This window comes from Niveispirillum sp., from assembly GCF_052437035.1.
GTDB lineage: Bacteria > Pseudomonadota > Alphaproteobacteria > Azospirillales > Azospirillaceae > Niveispirillum.
In genome coordinates this window covers 127,805-147,550 of sequence record NZ_JBQVOH010000008.1, presented here as the reverse complement: position 1 = coordinate 147,550, position 19,746 = coordinate 127,805, and the positions used below count along the sequence as shown (strand labels likewise).

Here is a 19,746-nt window from a genome sequence, read left to right as displayed (position 1 = left end):
GGCGGCCTGCCTTCACCCATCGATCTGCTGCTTCATCAAGGAGGTTTGCATGTTCACGAACAAAGTTCTCCATCGTCTCGGTATCGCCGGCATGGCGGGTGCCGCCCTGCTGATGGCAGTGCAGGCTCAGGCCCAGCAGAAGGCCGCATCCGGGACGCCACCGATCCCCACGCCCGCGCCGATGTGCGCCGTATCCCCATCCACCTTCCAAAGCTGGCTGGCGGGCACGCCGACGGCGGGGAACCCCGCTTCCTTCGTCGCCCCCAACAGTGCCACCTTCACCGTCAACAGCGCCAACCCCGACTGTTCTTTCTACCAGTGGGGCCAGCAGATGTTCCTCTGGCTGATGAGCCCGAACGCGTCCGGCACGCTGAACCTTTATTCGTCCAGCTTCTACAATGTCATCAAGACGGACACTGGCTTCAATTATGTGCAGAACCCGGCCACGTCCTCGACCACCAATCTCAAGGCCGGCGCTCTGCCGAAAATCCCCTTGAATCTCAGCGTGCGTGTCAACAAGCCGATCGGCGCCGCCGCAGCAGAGCGGGCCAAGTCGCGTCTTGCCGTCAACCGCACCGTCATCGCCAAGGTCACAGGCACCGGCGCCGCAGCGACGACTTCGGGCCAGACCGTGGATGAAACCGGTCAGGCCGATGGCGGTGTGCTGGTGGTGAAAGGCAGTCCTGTGTATCTGAGCGGCACCAGTGGTCCCGCCACTTATCCCGTCGTCTATTACGGCATTGCCGTGAATGACGTGTTCAATGGGCTGCGCGTCAATAATGGCAATGTTGCCTATTTCAACGACACCACCAACCCCAATGTCGGCAACATGCCGGTCACCCTGCCACAGGCGCAGCAGATCCAGACCGCATCCGGCACCACCTTCACCGATATCAATCAGCTGGCGGTGGAGGTGAAGACATCCTGGGTTGACGCCGCCTATGTGCCCAAGGCGGCATTGCCGTTCCTGATCCAGGGAACAGCCGATGTGCCGGCCTTCACCAGTTCCACGGATGGCAGCGGCAATCTTGTCCTGACCTGGGACGGGACGACCATGGCGACGCGCACCCTGGCGCTGATCGGCATGCATGTCGTCGGCTCAGTGGCAGGACACCCGGAAATGGTCTGGGCCACGTTCGAGAGCAAGTTCAACGCCCCGGACAACAGCTATTTCTATTATGACAATACCTACAACACGACCAGCCAGACCTGCACCAACGGCGGCACCACCTGTGTAAAGCAGGTGCCATTTATCGGGGCCATTCCGACCCTGCTGTACAATGGCACGCTGACCAGCGCGCCGACATCCATCGCGCAGACGGCTTCGTCCGCCAATAATGACGGCACCATCAATTCGGTGGCTTCCAGCCTGGTGCCCACCAATGTCGTGCGCCTGAACCCCTGGGGCAATCAGCAGCCCTCGGCGGCGGCGGTTGCCAACAGCGTCATTACCAACAACACCAACCTGCTGTCCCTTGACCTGTCTGTGGATGGGCAGTTGCTGACCACTGGCACCAACGGGCCGGTCCTGGCAAGCTATACCCAGGTGGGCAGCATCTGGAGCAACGGGGTCATCCCGTTCCTGTTCAATACACAGCTGTTCGGGTCCCTCTATCTGGCCAACACGACCATGGAGACCTTTGAACAGTCCACGACCCAGAACCCGACGGCGCAGAACTGCTTCACCTGCCACAGCACCTCGCCCGGCGCCACGGTCAGCCACGTTTTCAACTGATCTTCCGACCTTCCCTGAAGCCTTGCCCCCGCCACGGTGCTCCCGTGGCGGGGTTTCTTTTAGAGCTGTTTTCGGTTGACCGGAAACAGCTCCGGCGGCAACCGCCGCCGCGCGGCACGTGCCGCGTAAGCCCGAGTTGCGGATGCAGCGCCGGCGCTTGAGGAAACGAAGAGCTAGAGCGTGATTCCGGTCAACGGAAACACGTCTAGAAGCGCAGGGTACGGCGGTAGAGATGGCGGGCCGTCAGCTGGTCACCGCCCGCGCGGTGATAGGCGGCGTGATAGTCCGCCGCATTCATGCCATTTACGCTCATGTTGGCGTGATCCGCGCCATAGAGGAAAAGGGACGGTGCGCGCCGGGCCAGCGCGTCGATCCATTCCTCATAAAGACGTTGTTTGCCTGACAGGCCGTGATGCAGGGCGCTGTAGATGGTGCAGAAGGCGTTGCTCCACCAGATGGCCGAACCGGGCCGATCCTCGATCCGGTCCAGCAGGGCCGCCGGTTCCAGGATGTTGCAGCGCAGATAATCGCGTCCGATGGCCCGGTAACGTTGCCAATGGTCGGCAAACCGGTCTGCCCCACCCCAGCGGGACAATTCCCCCTGCCACAGACGCTCCATTTCCACCCAATCCATCTGCCCCGGCGTGACACCGGGCCAGAGATAGAAATGCGTGTCACTGCAGCGGGCGAATTCCCGCTTCAGATAAGCGGGATAGTCGTGCCCGTCCCAGCCCTCGTCCAGACGGCGACGAAAATCCAGGGCATGCTGGCTGTAATCGAAGAACAGGATACGGCTGTCGGCGGTGAAGCCATGGGTTTCCAGAATCCGGTTGGGCTTCAACCCGGCGGCCACGCAATAAAGCCGCGACAGGGGGCGCGGAAAATCCGGCAATGGATCATCCACGTCCGCGTAATTCTCATAATTCAGCACGAAAACCCCGCGCTCTCCCTTGGCGCCCATTTCCGCCAGAAAGGCCAGGAATGGCCCGGCCCCGCCCATGTCGGCCCCCAGGTCCAGCAGATGCGGTGACAGCGCCGCGCCGAACGGCACGGGCGACAGCGTGGCGGGATCGGGCCGTCCCGCCGCCTGCCAGCGGGTCAGATCAACCAGAAGGCAGCGGTCGGACGTGCCCGCCAGGATCATGTCCTTGTCTGCCGCCCATGTGGCCAGTGCGTTAAAGGCGCTGACCGCCTTGCCCCCGGCGGGGCCGGCATGTTCGGTCAGGATATGGCCATAACCCTGGATCAGCAGGGTATGGTACCCGGCATCGGCGGCGCGCGACAGCAGCCGGGGCAGGGAGGCATCCTCCAGAATATCGCCGGCATAGTTCCAGCGCAGCCAGGAAACCGTGAGGTCCCGCGCCCGGCCTGCGGCTGTGCCGGGCCCCGCTGCCCCCACCACCCCCAGCAGGGCGCAGGCCAATCCGTCCAAGATCATTCCCATGCTGCAACCATGAATATTGATATTATGGTGATGGCAAAATACCATAAGGAGAAATATATCATATGACTTAATGATGAGGTCGAGCGCGGCGTGGCAACCCGGATCATCCTTCTGCAGGACGCGGTGCATTTCCCCTCCTTCGGTGGCGGGAACAAGGCCAACCGCCTGCTGATGGAGGCGCTGACGGCGCGCGGCTTTGATTGCTGGTCGCTGTGCCGCCCGGCGGGGGCGGGTTCGGTGCTGGCGCATCAGTTCGGCAGGGAGGGCCTTGCCGCACGCGGCATCGCCGTGATCCAGACCGAAGACGGGACGCAGCGTTACCGCCATCAGGGCGTGCAGGTGGAGGTGATTGATTTCACCGGCGCCGATACGCAGTCCCTGATCGCCGCCCGGCTGCGCGCCATTGATGCCGACTGGATATTGGTATCGGACGACCGTGATGGCCGCTTGCTGAACCCGGCCCTGAGTGTGGCGGCGGATCGCACCATCGCCCTGGTTCACACCCATACGCATCTACCCTTCGGCCCCGCCGCCACCGCGCCCGATGCCGCGCGCCGTGACAGGTTGAAACGGGTGCGCGCCCTGGTCGCCGTCAGCCGCTATAGCCAGGATTACATCCGCCAGCATGGCGGGCTGATGTCATCGCTGCTCTATTTTCCGGTCTTCGGGCAGGGCCTATTCCCCCAACGGCGGCCCCCGGCGGATGGCACGGTGATGATGATCAATCCCTGCGCCGTGAAGGGCCTGTCCATCTTCCTGGCCTTGGCCGACCGGTTTCCCGACACCCCCTTCGCGGCCGTTCCAACCTGGGGCGCGGATCAAGCCGTGCTGGAACAGCTGTCGGCCCGGCCCAATATCCGCATCCTGGAACCGGCGGACGCGGTGGGCACGGTCCTGGCCCAGGCCCGCATCCTGCTGGCCCCCTCCCTGATCCCCGAAACGTTCGGGTACGTCTCGGTGGATGCCATGCTGCGCGGCATCCCCGTCCTGACCGGGAACCAGGGCGGTCAGGCGGAGGCTGGGCTGGGTGCCGCCACCGCATTGCCTGTCCGACCGCTTGATGCCGATGGGTCGGTGTCCGAACAGGATATCGGCCCATGGCAGGCATCCCTGCACCCCCTTCTCAATGATCCCGCGCATTATGCGGAACAGTCACTGCGTGCCTGGCAGGCGGCGACGGCGTTCTTGCCCCGCACGGATGTCCGTCACTTCATCCGGTTCCTGTCGATGCTGGAGCGTCCAGATGTCTGAGGTCCGGTGCGTTGCCATTGTCGATCCGCTGGATGCAGGCGTGCTGCTGGCCCCCGCCTTATCGGCCAAGGGGGTGGTGACCGTTCTGGTGCCGGGACGGGATGGGCAGGATGCGGATGGATTTACCCATCACCTGCCCTGGTCGCCCGATCCGGAGAGCGGGTTGAAAACGCTGCGCGACCTTGGCGTTGACCTAATCATTCCGGGTTCAGAACAAGCCGTTCTGGTGACGGATTGGCTGTCGCAACGGCTGGGGCTGCCCGGCAATGGAACGGACCTGTCCACCGCGCGCCGGGATAAACACTGTATGCATGTGGTGGCGGCATCCCATGGTCTGCGCGTCCCGCGTCAGGTTCTGGCCGACAATCTGGCCCAAGTGCTTGATTTTGCAAATAGTCACTGGCCCGTGATCATCAAACCGCAGCAGGCCAAGGGCGGTGACGGTGTTCATTACTGTACCAGTGCCGAACAGGCCGCCCGTGCCTTCCACGAGATTTATGGCCATCACGATGTGATGGGGGCGATGAACCACGCGGTGCTGGTTCAGGAGTTTATTTCGGGTCCGGAATATGTTGTGGACACAGTCAGCCTGGATGGCGTCCACAGGCTTTCCACCCTCTGGACCTATGGCAAGGGGGCGCCCGGCTTTGACAGTGCCGGTCAGTTCACGACCAAGACGCTGCTGCCCCCCGACCATCCCCAGGCCCCCTTGCTGTTTGCCTTCGCCTGCCGGGTGCTGGATGCGTTGGGGATAGGGCAGGGGGCTGGTCATTGCGAAATCCGCATGGGGCCGGACGGGCCGGTGCTGATTGAAATGGCGGCCCGGCTGCATGGCGGGCCACTGGCCCATGAGCTGGCCCGCCGCAGCACTGGTTACAGCCAATGCGATCTGTGGGTGGATGCCATCACCGATCCGGCGGCGTTCCTGGCGGACCGTACCGGTCAATCCGGCCCCACACGTGCCGCCGGTATGGTGTTGCTGCGCCATCCACCACCGGCGGGCGTGCTGGAGCGTCTGCCCAGCCTGGACAGCCTGTTCTGGAATGACCCACGGCCAGCCCCGCCCGCTGTGGCGGGACTGGCGATCTTCATCGGAGACAATGCGGGCATGGTGGCCGCCGACATGGCGATCGCGGCGGGGGAGGTGACCTGCACCCTGCTGGATGATCCCGCCGCCATTGCCGCCCTGCGCCCCCCCTGGCTGTCGCTTCTGGCGCAATCCTCCTGCAACCGGGCTTTCGCGGGTCCGGTCTGGTATCAGGCGGCGTTGACGGCTGCTCCCCACCTGTCCCCCCGGCTGCTGACCGCGTGGCGTGGCGGGGAACTGGTCGGGCTGCTGCCCCTGGTTCAGGAAGGAGAAGGCCCGGCGCGTTTTGCCAGCAACCTGTCGGATTATAATGACGCGGTGGTGGTCCGGGACGACCGTGCGGCGGCCCACGCCCTGATGGCCCATGCCCGGGCATGGTTCCCTGCGCTGGAACTGGATTGCGTGCGGCCCGACGCGGCCTGCCACATCACCGATGCGCCCCTGGCCGATCCCACCGTGGATTGTCCCTTTGCCGACCTGTCGGGCGGGTATGTTGCCTGGCGGGCAGGCCGCAGCGCATCCTTTCGGGAAAAGCTGAAACGGACGCAGCGGAAGGCAGCGGCGGCGGGTGTGATCGTCGATGCACTCAAACCCGATGAATGGTCCGTGGCCGCCGACCTGTTTCTGTCCCTGCATGCGGACCGGTTCGGGGATCGCAGCCTGTTTACCAGCTTCCCCTGGGCCGCCGACTTCATGCGCGCGGGCCTGCCGGGCCTGCTGGCCGATGGGGCGGCCCATGTCGTCACCCTGCGCAGCGGGGGAGAGATCACGGGCATGTGCCTGTGCATGGTGGGGGCCGATCATCTGGGTTACTGGAATGCCGGGTTCCGGGCGGTGATGGAGCCGTTTTCGCCCGGTGTCCTGATGCTGCATGCCGCGCTGGGCGAGGCGGCGGCACGGGGGCTGGCGGAATTTGACCTGCTGCGCGGGTTGGAGGCCTATAAGGACCGATGGGCCACGGGCCGGCGGCGGATCGGGCGGTTGCCATGACGCCGCTGCCCCCCGACCCCTGGTCCATCGCCATCTATCAGGGGCCTGACCCGCTGCACCTGTCACCCATGGCCGGTGGCGAGGGGCCGGTGATGACGCGTGAACAGGTGACGGATGTCCGCGCCCGCTTCGTGGCCGATCCGTTCCTGTTTCCCCATGGCGGGCTCTGGCACCTGTTCTTTGAGGTGTTGAATCATGATAGCGGTCTGGGGGAGGTGGGATGGGCCAGCAGCACCGATCTGACCCGCTGGACCTATCAGCGCATCGTGCTGCGCGACGGGTTTCACCTCTCATATCCGCAGGTCTTCGCCCATGGCGCACAGATTTACATGCTGCCGGAAACCCTGGATGCGGGGGCGGTGCGGCTCTATCGCGCCGACCCGTTCCCCACGCGCTGGGTGCCCGTGGCCGATCTGGTGGTGAGCCGGCTGGCCGACCCCACCTTGTTCCACCATGATGGGCGCTGGTGGATGTTCGCCTGCCCCACGCCCGACCGGCATGATGCGCTGGTGCTCTATCATGCCGATGATCTGCTAGGGCCGTGGCATCCGCATCCGGCCAATCCGTTGCGCGAATTATCGCCCGCCGGGTCGCGTCCTGGTGGCCGGGTGGTGGCGTGGAAGGGTGATCTTTACCGTCTGGCACAGGATTGCGGCCCCCGCTACGGCCATGGCCTGCGCGTCTTTGCTATCACGGTGCTGACGCCGACCCGGTATCAGGAGGTGGAATGCCCTGAAAGCCCGCTTCTTGCGGCCAGCGGCCAGGGTTGGAACGGCAAGGGCATGCACCATGCCGATATCTGGCCCTGGGCCGGCGGTGTCATCGCCGCCATCGATGGCCTACGGCGGGCGTAACTCCAATAAAAAGGGGCGCCGATCCGTCAGGACCGGCGCCCCCGCCTTATCGTGATTTCCCCCGTCACTCAGGCCGCAGCGGTCGTCTTCCGCCCGGCGCGCACCGCGTCATTTTCCAGGATGAAGCGACGCACGCGCGGCTCGATATCTTCGCGCCATTTGCGACCGTTGAAAATACCATAATGGCCGACCGCCTTTTGCAGGTGGTTGTGCTTCTTGGCCTCGGGAATGCTGCTGCACAGGCCATGGGCGGCGATGGTCTGGCCGGGGGCGGAGATATCGTCCAACTCGCCTTCCACCGTCAGCAGGGCGGTCTTTTCGATGGCTGAGGGATCGACGGTCATGCCGCGCCACTTCATGCGGCCATTGGGCAGGGCACGTTCCTGGAATACCTGGTTGACGGTCTGCAGGTAGAATTCCGCCGTCAGATCCATGACGGACAGATATTCGTCATAGAATTTGCGGTGGGCCTCCGCGCTGTCCCCGTCGCCACGCACCAGATGGCGGAACAGCTTCATATGTTCGCCGACATGGCGGTCCAGGTTCATGGACATGAAGCCCGTCAACTGCACGAAGCCCGGATACACCTGACGCAACGCGCCGGGGTAATAGAAGGGCACGGTCGTGACGACGTTACGCTCAAACCAGCCGATATCCTTGTCCACGGCCAGCTGCGTCACCACGGTCGGGGCGGCGGCGGTATCGATGGGGCCACCCATCAGTGTCATGGAGGCGGGCTGGCATGGATCATCCAGCTGCGCCATCAGGGCGACGGCGGCCAGCGTCGGCACGGCGGGCTGACACACGGCCATGACATGCGTGTTGGGGCCGAGGTGACGGATGAAATCCATCACATAGTCCATGTAATCTTCCAGGTCGAAGCGACCCTTGGACAGCGGCACCAGCTTGGCGTCATGCCAGTCGGTGATATAGACATCGTGATTGGGCAGCAGCGCCTGAACCGTCCCGCGCAGCAGGGTCGCATAATGGCCCGACATTGGGGCGACCAACAGCAGCTTCGGGTCATCGCGCGGAATGGCGCGGGCGAAATTCACCAGATTGCCGAACGGCTTTTCCAGAACGACCTGTTCGGTCACGGCCACATCACGGCCATTGATGCGCGTGGTCGGCAGCCCGAAATCCGGCTTGCCCCAGCGGCGCGTGGTGCGGTTGATCAGTTCCGCGCCCGCCGCGACCGCGCGACCGACCTTGGTATAGGAGGCGGGAATGAACGGGTTCTGGAAGGTCTGTTGCGTGGCCTCCGCCATCAGGCGCAGGGGCGTCAGGGCGGCATGTTGAAGATCATACAGGTGATAGAGCACTGTGAACGTCCCCTTTCAACCAAGCCACCATCCCCACTCTGGATGGCGCTCAAACCTTTGAACCCAACCCCGGCGGACACCCGTCCGGGGACCCTCGATAGCGGTACCCCTGCGGCACCCTGTCTCAGGTGCGTAGCCTAACCACGCTTGGACAGCTTGCAACAGATAAATCTCGAAACCGTTAAGATGACTTCCAGGCGACTAAAGTAGGGGGTGGTCCGTGACACCGGTCTCACCTGCCTTGTGCGGGAGCTGTTTACATATCAGACAGATGTATGTTGCTGCGTAGGTCAGGTCGAGCCGAAGGCGAGTCCTGACAGGACCTGTTCTGTCAGGATGAGGTATCCGCCTCGACCGTGACCCACAGTAGAACCACCCATGTCACAGGCTGCGGCGTGACCGGAGTGCTGCTGTCAGGGTGCCATCGTCCAGATAATCCAGCTCACCGCCCACGGGCACGCCATGGGCCAGCCGCGACAGGCCCACGCCGCAAGGCGCCAGCCGGTCGGACAGGTAATGCGCCGTGGTCTGTCCGCCGACGGTGGCGTTAAGCGCCAGGATCACCTCCTGCACCTCTGGTCGGCTGGCACGTTCCAGCAGACTGGGGATGGAAAGATCGTCAGGCCCGATCCCGTCCAGCGCCGACAAGGTGCCGCCCAGCACATGGTAACGCCCCCGGAACGCCCCCGTCCGCTCCAGCGCCCAGAGGTCGCCCACATCCTCCACGACGCAAAGCAATCCCGAGTCGCGGTGATGGTCGGCGCAGATGGTGCAGGGATCGTGGCTGTCCAGGTTGCCGCAGACCGAGCAGGTGCGGATGGATGCCGCCGCCGCGGCCAGCGCCTCACCCAACGGCGCCATCAGACTGTCGCGCCGCTTGATTAGATGCAGCGCCACGCGCCGCGCCGACCTGGGGCCCAGGCCGGGCAGCTTGGCCAGCAACTGAATAAGGCGGTCAATATCCGGTCCGATCATGGCGGCGACGCTACAGGATGTTCGCCGAATGTTCCAGAAAAACCTGTTTCTATCCTGCGCCATTGGCGGCGGTCCGCCGGATATCCACCGCGAAATGCTCCACCTGTCGCGCCAATGCGCCGGCCTGTTCCACCAGTTCCTGGGTCCAGCGTTCAACCCCGGCGGCGCTGTCAAGCGCGGCATTGGCCCCTTGCGAGATGCCGCTGACCTGTTCGGACACGGCGCGCGAGGCGCTGGCGGCCTGAGCCGTATTGTCGGAAACGCCGGCGATGGTGGCCGCCTGCTCCTCCACGGCGCTGGCGATAGCGGCGGCGTTGCCGTTCACGGCCTCAATGGTGGCGGCGATGCGGCCGATGGCGGCCACCGCGTCGGCCACCGTCTGTGACAGGGAGGCGATCTGGCGGGTGATTTCGTCGGTCGCCCGCGCCGTCTGTCCGGCCAGGCTTTTCACCTCGCCCGCCACCACGGCAAAGCCCTTGCCCGCCTCACCGGCCCGTGCCGCCTCGATGGTGGCGTTCAGCGCCAGAAGGTTGGTCTGCGATGCGATATCGCTGATCAGGGCGACCACCGCGCCGATATGGCCGGCGGCGGTGGACAGGCCGTTCATTACCTGCCGGGCGGTGTCCGCCTCTGCCACGGCGCTCTGGGTGACGCTTGTGGCGGTGCTGACCTGCCGCGCGATCTCGGCACTGGCGATGCCCAGTTCCTCTGCCGCCCCTGCCACCGATTGCACATTGCTGGCCGCATCCTGGGTGGCGCTGGCGATGGCGGTGGAGGAGATGGTGGTTTCGCGTGCCTTTTCCGCCATGTCGCTGGTCAGGGCATGGACCTTGCCGATCCCTTCTACGATCGCCTGAACCGCCACTTTCACCTGCCGGTCGATGGCGTCGGCCACCTGTTCCATCGTCTGGCGGCGTTCGGCCTCGGCCTGCGCGGTGGCGGCGGCGTTCTGCTGTTCCAGGGCGGCATTGGCAACGGCGACATCGCGGAAATGGCAGGTGGCGGCCACCATTTCCGTCAACTCGTCACCATTATTGCAAATGGGCAGGGTGACCGCCGTATCCCCCGCCGCCAGCCGGCCCATGACATTGGTCAACCCCTGGATCGGCCCGATGATGGCGCGGCCCACCAGGGCCAGGATGGTGATCATCACCAGCAGGGTCACGCCATAGGCCGCCCCCGTCACCATGCGGGACTTCGCCATCCAGTCGCGCCGCTCCGCCTCCGCCCGGTCGGCCCGCGCCGTGACCAGTGCATCGACAGCATCCAACTGGCTTTTGATCTCCTCGGCCAGCCCATCAATCTGGTCATCCAGTTCGGCGAACCGGGCGGTGTCGGCCCGCCCCTCCACGGCCTTCACCAACCCGTCGCGCATGGCCAGGGTCAGGGCGGCGGTATCGGTCACGACCTTGGCGGTGTGCGCCTTCTCCGCCGCTGTGGCGGTCGCTGACAATTGCGCCGTCAGGGCGGCGAGCGCGTCCAGCCCCTCACGCATGGCCTTGGTACGCTCGGCGCTGACGGCACCGTCATCCTTGTCGACGATCACATCCATGGCCACTAGGCTCATTTCCGTGGCAAGCGCACCGGCCTTGTGAACCAGTTTCAGATAGGCCTCTGCCTGATCGGAAATGGCCGATTTCTGTACCGAGACCCGGTCAACAATGAAGAAGGTGGCGGCCAGGGTGGACAGCCCGACAAAGGCGATCACGCCTACAGCGATGAGTTTCATCCGGATGGTCCAACGCAAGGGGAACCTCCATTATCGCTGTCTGATATAAGGTCAGGCTACGCCTCCTTTTCGGGATCACAACACCCATTTCATCGCGGTTAGGCTGTAGCCATGGCCGTGCCACGCATGGCTTCAGGTGCCGCGCCGCTTGGCCCGGGCCGTGGGTTCGGCGATCAGGGGATCGTCGGGCCAGTAATGGCGGGGGTAGCGTCCGGCCAGTTCCTTTTTCACATCCTTGTACGAACCGGCCCAGAACCCGGCCAGATCCCTTGTCACCTGCACCGGCCTGTGCGCAGGCGACAGAAGATGCAGCAGCACGGGGATGCGCCCACCGCCCAGGCGCGGCGTCTCCGCCAGGCCGAAAAGTTCCTGCAACCGCACCGCCAGCACGGGTTCTTCACCCGAGTAGTCAATGGGGATGCGGTTGCCGGTGGGCACCGTCAGATGCGTGGGGATTTCCGCATCCATGGCCTGCCTCTGGTTCCAGTCCAGGATGCCAGTCAGGGCTGAAAGCAGGTCCACCCGATCCAGATGCGACCGCCGCGTCACACCCGACAGGTACGGCGCCAGCCAATCCTCCAAGGTAGCCAGCAGCCCCTCGTCAGAGACATCGGGCCAGCGGTCAGGCGATGCCCGATGCAGGAAATTCACGCGCCGCCGCCATCCTTCCAGTTCCTTGCTCCAGGGCAGGCAGGCAAGCCCCATGGAACGCACCCCCTCCAACATGGCCGGCAGGACCAGATCAGGGGGCGGATTGGCCAGTGGTTCATCCTTCAGCGACAGTTCAAACAGACGCCGGCGGCGTCGGGCTTGCACAATCTGGTCCCGCCCGTCCCACACCACCTCCGTCTCTGCCCGGATCACGTCGGCAAAGGCCTCTTCCAATGCCGATTGCGTGACCGGAGCCGCCAGGAAGATGCGTGCGTCACGCCCCTGGCCGTCCAGATCGGCGACCGCCAGCAGATCGGCGGCGGCCAGCGCGTCGGTGGGGTCCAGCATGGCCCCGCGCCCGCCCGACAGGCGGAACTGCCCCGCTGCACCCGCCCGCCGCTGCCCGATCCGGTCGGGATAGGCCAGCGCCAGTAGTAGGCCGGCATCGTCGTGATCCACCGGCCCCGCCGGCCCACCCACTTGCCGTTCCAACTGCCGCGCCTGTTCCAGCGCCTGATGCAGGGCGCCGCGATCGACATCGCCGCCGCGCCCGCGTTCATCCAGATGTTCCAGGCGGGTGCGCAGGTCGGCATCCCGCCGTCCGCCGCCGCGCAAGATGTCCCGCTCGCTGATCAAGGCCGCGATGCGGCAGGCCAGCCGGGTGCGGCCCAGTTCCTTCCCGCGCAGCACCAGATGCGCCAGTCGCGGATGCACGCCCAGGCCGGCCATGGCCTTGCCATGCGCCGTAATGCGCAGGGCATCGTCGATGGCACCCAGCTGTTGCAGCAGCTTGCGCGCCTGGGCCAAGGTCGCCGTTGGCGGACTGTCCAGCCAGGACAGTTCATCGGCATCGATGATCCCCCATTGCGCCAGTTCCAGGGCCAGCGGCGTCAGGTCGGCGCGGGTGATTTCGGCGGCGGTGAAGGGGATCAGGGCGCGGTCACTGGCCTCCGACCATAACCGGTAACAGACGCCCGCCGACAGACGCCCGGCGCGGCCCCGCCGCTGATCGGCGGATGCGCGCGATGATTTGACGGTTTCCAGCCGTCCCATGCCGCTGCGCGGATCAAACCGCTGCAGGCGCGACAGGCCGCTATCGATGACGATGCGGATGCCCTCAATGGTCAGGCTGGTCTCCGCGATGCTGGTGGACAGCACCACCTTGCGCTGACCCGCCGGCGCCGGACGGATGGCGATATCCTGGGCCTCCAGGCTCATATCGCCATAAAGCGGGGTCAGCAGAATATTGGCGGGCAGGGGACCGTCGGCCAGCAGCCTTTCCACCCGCCGGATCTCCCCGCTGCCGGGCAGGAAGGCCAGGACGGAGCCATCCTCATCGGCCAGCGCGCGGCGGATCGTACGGGCCATATGCTCGTCCGCGCGGTCGGTCGGCCCCGGTTCCACCCAGCGCGTCTCCACGGGAAAGGCGCGGCCTTCCGACGTGACCAGCGGTGCCCCGCCCAGCAAGGTCGCCACCGGCCCCCCATCCAAGGTCGCTGACATCACCACCAGCCGCAGATCATCGCGCAGCAGCTCGCGCGTCTGCAGACAAAAGGCCAGCGCCAGATCGGCGTCCAGGCTGCGCTCGTGAAACTCATCGAACAGCACCGCAGCCACGCCTTCCAGCGAGGCGTCGGATTGCAGGCGGCGCAGGAAAATCCCCTCCGTCACCACCTCGATCCGGGTGGCGGCCGAGACGCGGGCATCCATGCGCACCCGGTAACCCACCGTTTGCCCCACCTCCTCGCCCAGCATCTGCGCCATCCGCCGCGCGGCGCCGCGTGCGGCCAGACGGCGGGGTTCCAGCATGATGATGCGCCCCCCCGCTGCCCAGCTCTGGTCCAGCAGGGCCAGCGGCACCCGCGTCGTCTTGCCGGCCCCCGGCGGGGCCTGCAGCACGGCGGTCGTGCCGTTGTTCAGCGCCGACAGCAGGGCCGGTAGGGCTTCATCGATGGGAAGGGCGGGAAAGTCGGGCATGGGGCGATGCTATAGCGGGACCCCCGCGACTTGTGTAGCGCGGATTAGCGCCAGCGTAATCCGCGGCTTAACGGCATCGATTTTCCGCGGATAACGCGTCGCTAATCCGCGCTACATCCCCGGCACACCCATCCATGCCGTAATGTCGAAATAAATCTTCACCCGCTGCCCTTCGACATTCTCCAGTTCCAGCACGTCAAAGCTTTTGCCGTCGCGCTGGAACAGAGACTGTGTCACCCGCTTCCAGCCGGGATAGAGTACTCCAACCACCTTATATTCCAACGGCACGCCCTCGTGGCTGCCGGCCAACGGCTGGGAGAAGGTGATGGCGCTGTCGAAATAATCGCCGGTGCCGCTGCCGGGCGGCAGTTCGCCCTTGGCGCGCTGTTCGGCCAGCAGCTTGTCATAGACTTCCACCGCCATGGCATCGCCCGACCGGCGGGCGATGTTGAACCAATAGGGCGCATGCTGGTTCAGATTGGCGGAATTGGACATGCTTGACAGCCGCCAGAGCGACATGGCCGCCTGCCCATGCCCCTTTTTGGCCAGGTCCAGCAGCATGTCGAACCCGTCGCCCACCTTGTCCGGCCCGGCGTCGCCAAAGGACAGCATGGTGGCATAGCGGAACCGGCCCTCCGGACTGCCCGCCGCTGCCGCCTTCTGCCAGACGGCAAGCTGTGTGGCCGCATCGCTGCTGGCCTTGGATTGCGCGTCTGCCTCTGCCAGTGCCGCCGCGGCCTCCGCCGGTTCGGCGGGCGGGGTGATGGGACCATCGGGCAGGCTGGCCACGAAGCGCGCATCGGGGGGCCGTTCCACCAAGGCTGCCGGTTTCGGCGTGCCGCAGCCGGCCAGCAGTAACAGGGCGGCCAGGCCGGCAAAACGCGCGATGCTGATGGTCAAGGGCGGCTCCTTGGGGGAAATGCAACCGACACGACTGTCGCTTGCCCGCCCGTTCGGGTCAATGCGCCTGCCGGCCTACCCCGATTGTGTGGAAAAAACGCCCTTGGCCCAAGGCTTTGACCATGGCGCTTCAAATCCGGGTTCCGACTGTCTAGTATGGCCGCTTGTTCCACCATTAGCGGGTAGCCGCGAAAGACATGTCCGCGCTGAAAACCGTCATCGTCCCGATCAACAAGGCCGGCTGGCCTTTTATCGCCCTGTTCGCCGTGGTCTCGGCCCTGTTGGCCACCCTGTCCCCGGCGCTGGGCTGGATCGGGCTGGTCCTGACCGCCTGGTGCGTCTATTTCTTCCGCGATCCCGACCGCGTGACGCCAACCAAGCCCGGCCTTGTCGTGTCGCCCGCCGATGGCCGTGTCACCTTGATCACCAAGGTCGCCCCGCCGGCGGAGTTGGGCATGGGGGAGGAGAAGCTGACCCGCATCTCCGTGTTCCTGAACGTCTTCGACGTGCATGTGAACCGCTGCCCCACCGATGGCGTGATCAAGGCCGCGGAGTACAAGCCCGGCAAGTTCCTGAATGCCGACCTGGACAAGGCCAGCGAAGAGAATGAGCGGATGTCTATCCGCTTAGGTTTGCCCGATGGGCGCGAGATTGCCTTTGTGCAGATCGCCGGTCTGGTCGCCCGCCGCATCATCTGGTGGGTGGCGCCCGGTCAGTCGCTGAAGGCCGGCGAACGCTATGGCCTGATCCGCTTCGGCAGCCGCTGCGACATTTACCTGCCCGATGGCGTGCATCCGCAGGTCGTTGTGGGGCAGAAGATGATTGCGGGCGAAACGGTGCTGGCCGATCTGAACAGCAGTGATGAACAGCGCGAGGGCGAGGTCCGCTGATGCCGCCGGAGGAGAACCCGTCATCGCGCACGGGTCACCGGCACCGGGTTCGGCGGCTGCGGCCGCCGCGCCTGAAGGGCCTGTCCATCAACAAGCTGCTGCCCAACATGCTGACGATGCTGAACCTGGCATCGGGCATGACGGGTATCCGATTCGCCATGGAGGGCAAATGGCAGGAGGCGGTGATCGCCATCGCTGTCGGCGCCCTGTTCGACATGCTGGACGGTCGCATCGCCCGCATGCTGAACGCCCAGAGCAAGTTTGGCGAGGAACTGGACAGCCTGTCCGACGTGGTCAGCTTTGGCGTGGCACCGGCCATGATCCTCTATCTCTGGTCACTGGACGATGCCCGTACTGTCGGCTGGATGGCGGCCCTGCTGATGGGCGTCTGTGCGGCCCTGCGTCTGGCGCGGTTCAATACCATGCTGGGGGCGGCGGCGGAGAAACCGGCCTTTGCCTATAATTACTTCACGGGCGTGCCCGCCCCGGCGGGGGCGTTCCTGGCGCTGTTGCCACTGATCGCGACCTTGGAGGCGGGGCCGGGCTGGTTCGACAGCCCCTGGATCGTCGCCCCCTGGACGGTGGCGGTGGCAGGATTGATGATCAGTGCCGTTCCCACCTTCTCCATGAAGGGGCTGCGCATTCCGCAGCGCTATGTGGTGTTCGTGCTGCTGGGCGTGGGGGCGACCGCCGCCGCCCTGGTCAGTGCGCCCTGGATGACGCTGTCGGTGGTGGGGCTGGTCTATATCATTTCCATCCCCTTCTCCGCCCGCCGGTACAAGGAACTGGCGGAGGCAGCGGCGAAGCTGCAGGAACGGCCCGAAACGGTGTCCGGGACTGAAACCTGATGCAATTCGGGGCCGGTGCAATCCCGTCCCCGAATTCCTCAAAACCTCAAATCCCCCGCAACGCTGCTTTCACCCCACCATCCAGCAGGCCATAGGCGCGTTCCAAGGCCGTGCGGAAGGCGGCATTGCCGGTCAGGGCCGCCGGGAACACCTGTTCCAGCGCGAAGAAGCCGCAGACATCGCGGTGCGCATCGCCGGTGCAGGCCCGCCCGATCGTCAGCAGCGCATCGGACAGCGGATCGGTCAGCTTGGTTCCATCCGCCACCTTGCTCCGGATGAAATGCATCCAGGCCGCCACGGGCAGGGCCAGATTATCGACCGCGGCCCCCGCCGCCAGCCGCTCTGCGATGGTGCCGAACAGGCGGAAGGGCAGCTTGGCCGACCCGTCCCAGGCGATCTGCGACAGAAGATGCCGGATGCCGGGATTGGCGAAGCGGGCCAGGATGGCGTCGATATAGGCGGGATAATCGATGCCCGCATCCTGGTTCAGGGTGGGGCGGATGTCGTCCAGCATCAGGCGGCGGACGAACCCGGCCAGATCCGCATCACCCATGGTATCGGCCACCGTCTCATACCCCGCCAGCGAGCCCAGATAGGCCAGCGTCGAATGCGGCCCGTTTAAGAGGCGCAGCTTGGCGCGGTCATAGGCGCTGACGTCATTGGTCAGAGTCACGCCTATGGACGCGAAATCCGGGCGGACGTTGCAGAACTTATCCTCGATCACCCATTGCGTGAACCGTTCCCGCTGGATCGGCCAATTGTCAGACAGGCCGGTTTCACTGGCCACGCGGGTGCGCAGCGCATCGTCGGTGGCCGGCGTGATGCTGTCCACCATTGTGCGCGGAAAGGCGACCTCCGCCCGTATCCAGGCCGCCAGGGCCGCATCCTGCCGTTCGGCCAGGGCGGCCACGGCGCGGCCCAGCTTATGGCCGTTATCGACAAGGTTATCGCAGGAAATCACAGTGAAGGGCGCGGTCCCCGCCTTGAACCGGCGACGCAGCCCTTCAACCAGATGGCCGATCAGGCTGACGGGGTTCAGCGGCTCGGCCACATCATGGGCAATATCGGGATGGTCGAAATCCAACGTGCCATCGCCCTTCAGGCAATAGCCCTTCTCGGTGACCGTCATGGTGACGATGACGGTATCGGGATTGGCCAGCCGGTCCAGCAGGGCCGCGCGGTCGCCCGGACCGGCCAGCGTTTCCTTGATCGACCCGATCACGCGATACCGCGTCTCCCGCTCCAGCTCCGCCAGGATATACAGATTATCCTGGGGCCGCAGGGCATCGCGCACATCGGTGCTGCGCAGGGCGGCGGCACAGATGGCCCAGTTGCCGCCCTTTGCCAGCGCCTCATCGAAGAAAAACGCCTGGTGCGCGCGGAAGAAGGCGCCGGGCCCGAAATGCACCACACCGATCCCGGCGGCATCCCGGTCATAGGCGGGGCGGGCCACATCGGCGCGCAGCAGGTCCAGATTGGCGGTGGACAGGGTCGGCATTACAGGGTCACTCCGTTCTTCCAGATGGCGATTTCACGCTGGCCGTTCTTTTCCGCGCGGGTTTCCTTGCCTGATGCGGTGTCCAGGATCAGGGACCACATCGCATCCGCCGCCCCGTCCAGCCCGGCATCGGTCAGGGCCAAGCCCGCATCGAAATCGATCCAGTTCGGTTTCTGCCGGGCCAGCGCGCTGTTGGACGCGATCTTCAGGGTCGGGGCGGGGAAGCCCAGCGGCGTGCCGCGCCCCGTGGTGAACAGGATCACCGTTGCCCCCGCCGCCGTCAACGCCGTGGAGGAAACGCCGTCATTGCCCGGCGCCTCCAGCAGGGTCAGGCCCTTGACCCGCCGCTGCTGCCCATAGGCGATGACATCGCACAGGGGCGCGCGTCCCCCCTTCTGCACGGCACCCAGCGACTTTTCCTCCAGCGTCGTGATGCCGCCCGCGATATTGCCGGGGGACGGGTTCTCATAGACGGGCTGGTGATGGTCTAGGAAATATTGCTTGAAGCCATTGACCACATTGACGACGCCGTCAAACACCGTCTCGTCAACGGCCCGGCGCATAAGAAGTTCCTCCGCCCCGAAAATCTCCGGGATTTCGGTCAGGATGGCGCTGCCACCCGCCGCCGTCACCCGGTCGGCCATGCGGCCCACCAGGGGGTTGGCGGTCAGACCGCTGAACCCGTCCGACCCGCCGCATTTCAGGCCGATGACCAGATCGGAGGCAGGGCAGGGCACGCGGGCGTCACCCGCCGCGATCTCCACCAGCTCGGCGACCGCATTGATGCCGTCCTCTATCTCATCGCTGCTGGCCTGGGCGGTAAAGGCGCGCAGGCGTGACCGGTCGATGCCGGGCGCATCGCGCAGAAGCTTGTCCAACTGGTTGCTCTCACACCCCAGCCCCAGCAGCAGGACGCCGCCGGCATTGGGATGCTGCGCCAGGGCGGCGATGATGGATTTGGTATGGGCCAGATCATCGCCCAGTTGCGAACAGCCGAACGGGTGCGGGAAGGCGACCACACCATCCACCTTGCCGGCAAAGCGCTGGCTGGCCAACGTCGCGATACGCTCTGCGGTGCGGGCGACACAGCCGACGGTACACAGAATCCAGATCTCGTTGCGCGTTCCCACCCGCCCGTCGGGGCGGCGGTATCCCATGAAACTCTGGTCAGGCTTCGGCATCGCGGTCCAGGCCGCATCCGTGCCCGCCGGTGCGTACTGATAGCTCAGCGTACCCGACAGGCCGGTGGCCAGATTATGGCTGTGAACATGCGCGCCGGTATCAATGCCAGCGGTGGCAACGCCAATTGGCCAGCCATATTTGCGCACCGCTTCACCCGCCCTCAACGGGCGCAGCGCGAACTTGTGCCCGCGCGGAATGTCGGACAGCAGGGTGACGCTGTGCGCGCCCAGCTCAATCCGGGTGCCGGCCTCCAGCGCCTTGACGGCGATGGCCACATTATCGGCGGGATCGACGATATGGGCGGGCGGAAGCTCGTCATGCAGCGGTGCGGGTGGTTGCACGCAACTCATCTTGGCGTCATCCTCGGGCATGCGGACAGCCGGCACCTTTCCGGCGCGTCCCGCGTCTGGCTG

14 protein-coding genes are annotated in these 19,746 nt (G+C 65.3%); 6 read left to right on the top strand and 8 right to left on the bottom strand.

What is annotated here, in order from left to right:
- Positions 1–49: 49 nt before the first annotated feature.
- Entirely contained in the window at positions 50–1,735 is a 1,686-nt protein-coding gene (locus ACT6Q8_RS19170; protein WP_444733650.1) for a hypothetical protein, read from the top strand.
- A gap of 205 nt (positions 1,736–1,940) precedes the next feature.
- Here ACT6Q8_RS19170 and ACT6Q8_RS19165 read toward each other — a convergent pair whose 3' ends face one another.
- Positions 1,941–3,179: a hypothetical protein gene (locus ACT6Q8_RS19165; protein WP_444733651.1), complete on the bottom strand. Its 1,239-nt coding sequence runs from the start codon at positions 3,177–3,179 to the stop codon at positions 1,941–1,943.
- A 90-nt stretch (positions 3,180–3,269) separates the two neighbouring features.
- On the opposite strand from ACT6Q8_RS19165, the gene ACT6Q8_RS19160 reads away from it, so the two are divergent.
- The 3 genes from ACT6Q8_RS19160 to ACT6Q8_RS19150 are packed head-to-tail and all read left to right on the top strand — an operon-like array spanning position 3,270 to position 7,361.
- Complete coding sequence (locus ACT6Q8_RS19160; protein ID WP_444733652.1) at positions 3,270–4,430, top strand: glycosyltransferase; 1,161 nt, start codon at positions 3,270–3,272, stop codon at positions 4,428–4,430.
- Positions 4,423–6,507 carry a GNAT family N-acetyltransferase gene (locus tag ACT6Q8_RS19155; RefSeq protein WP_444733653.1) on the top strand — a complete coding sequence of 695 codons (2,085 nt, stop codon included), beginning with the start codon at positions 4,423–4,425 and terminating at the stop codon, positions 6,505–6,507. The genes ACT6Q8_RS19160 and ACT6Q8_RS19155 overlap by 8 nt, the downstream gene beginning before the upstream one ends.
- Complete coding sequence (locus ACT6Q8_RS19150; protein ID WP_444733654.1) at positions 6,504–7,361, top strand: glucosamine inositolphosphorylceramide transferase family protein; 858 nt, start codon at positions 6,504–6,506, stop codon at positions 7,359–7,361. Before ACT6Q8_RS19155 ends, ACT6Q8_RS19150 begins: the two co-directional genes overlap by 4 nt.
- 68 nt (positions 7,362–7,429) lie before the next feature.
- Here the strand turns inward: ACT6Q8_RS19150 and ACT6Q8_RS19145 are convergent, their stop codons facing one another.
- The 5 genes from ACT6Q8_RS19145 to ACT6Q8_RS19125 all read right to left on the bottom strand — a co-directional run bounded on the left by ACT6Q8_RS19145 (position 7,430) and on the right by ACT6Q8_RS19125 (position 14,915).
- On the bottom strand, positions 7,430–8,683 hold the full coding sequence (locus ACT6Q8_RS19145) for a polyhydroxyalkanoate depolymerase (protein WP_444733655.1): 1,254 nt from the start codon (positions 8,681–8,683) through the stop codon (positions 7,430–7,432).
- A 381-nt stretch (positions 8,684–9,064) separates the two neighbouring features.
- The gene (recR, locus tag ACT6Q8_RS19140) at positions 9,065–9,658 is read right to left on the bottom strand and encodes a recombination mediator RecR (RefSeq protein WP_054167679.1); all 594 of its coding nucleotides are present in this window, start codon (positions 9,656–9,658) and stop codon (positions 9,065–9,067) included.
- Positions 9,659–9,707: 49 nt separating this feature from the next.
- The gene (locus tag ACT6Q8_RS19135; protein ID WP_444733656.1) at positions 9,708–11,387 is read right to left on the bottom strand and encodes a methyl-accepting chemotaxis protein; all 1,680 of its coding nucleotides are present in this window, start codon (positions 11,385–11,387) and stop codon (positions 9,708–9,710) included.
- Between the two features lie 132 nt (positions 11,388–11,519).
- Positions 11,520–14,015, bottom strand: coding sequence for an ATP-dependent helicase HrpB (gene hrpB, locus ACT6Q8_RS19130; protein ID WP_444733657.1), 2,496 nt, complete (start codon positions 14,013–14,015; stop codon positions 11,520–11,522).
- A 111-nt stretch (positions 14,016–14,126) separates the two neighbouring features.
- Complete coding sequence (locus ACT6Q8_RS19125; protein WP_444733658.1) at positions 14,127–14,915, bottom strand: hypothetical protein; 789 nt, start codon at positions 14,913–14,915, stop codon at positions 14,127–14,129.
- Between the two features lie 197 nt (positions 14,916–15,112).
- Between ACT6Q8_RS19125 and ACT6Q8_RS19120 the strand changes: the two genes are divergently transcribed.
- Together ACT6Q8_RS19120 and pssA are read left to right on the top strand one after the other, a co-directional pair.
- Positions 15,113–15,805: a phosphatidylserine decarboxylase gene (locus ACT6Q8_RS19120; RefSeq protein ID WP_054167683.1), complete on the top strand. Its 693-nt coding sequence runs from the start codon at positions 15,113–15,115 to the stop codon at positions 15,803–15,805.
- Positions 15,805–16,653, top strand: a complete 849-nt coding sequence (gene pssA / locus ACT6Q8_RS19115; protein ID WP_444733659.1) for a CDP-diacylglycerol--serine O-phosphatidyltransferase — start codon at positions 15,805–15,807, stop codon at positions 16,651–16,653. The genes ACT6Q8_RS19120 and pssA overlap by 1 nt, the downstream gene beginning before the upstream one ends.
- Positions 16,654–16,699: 46 nt before the next feature.
- Here the strand turns inward: pssA and ACT6Q8_RS19110 are convergent, their stop codons facing one another.
- Together ACT6Q8_RS19110 and ACT6Q8_RS19105 are read right to left on the bottom strand one after the other, a co-directional pair.
- The gene (locus tag ACT6Q8_RS19110; protein WP_444733660.1) at positions 16,700–18,151 is read right to left on the bottom strand and encodes a mannitol dehydrogenase family protein; all 1,452 of its coding nucleotides are present in this window, start codon (positions 18,149–18,151) and stop codon (positions 16,700–16,702) included.
- Entirely contained in the window at positions 18,151–19,704 is a 1,554-nt protein-coding gene (locus ACT6Q8_RS19105) for a UxaA family hydrolase (RefSeq protein WP_444733661.1), read from the bottom strand. Before ACT6Q8_RS19105 ends, ACT6Q8_RS19110 begins: the two co-directional genes overlap by 1 nt.
- Positions 19,705–19,746: the final 42 nt, after the last annotated feature.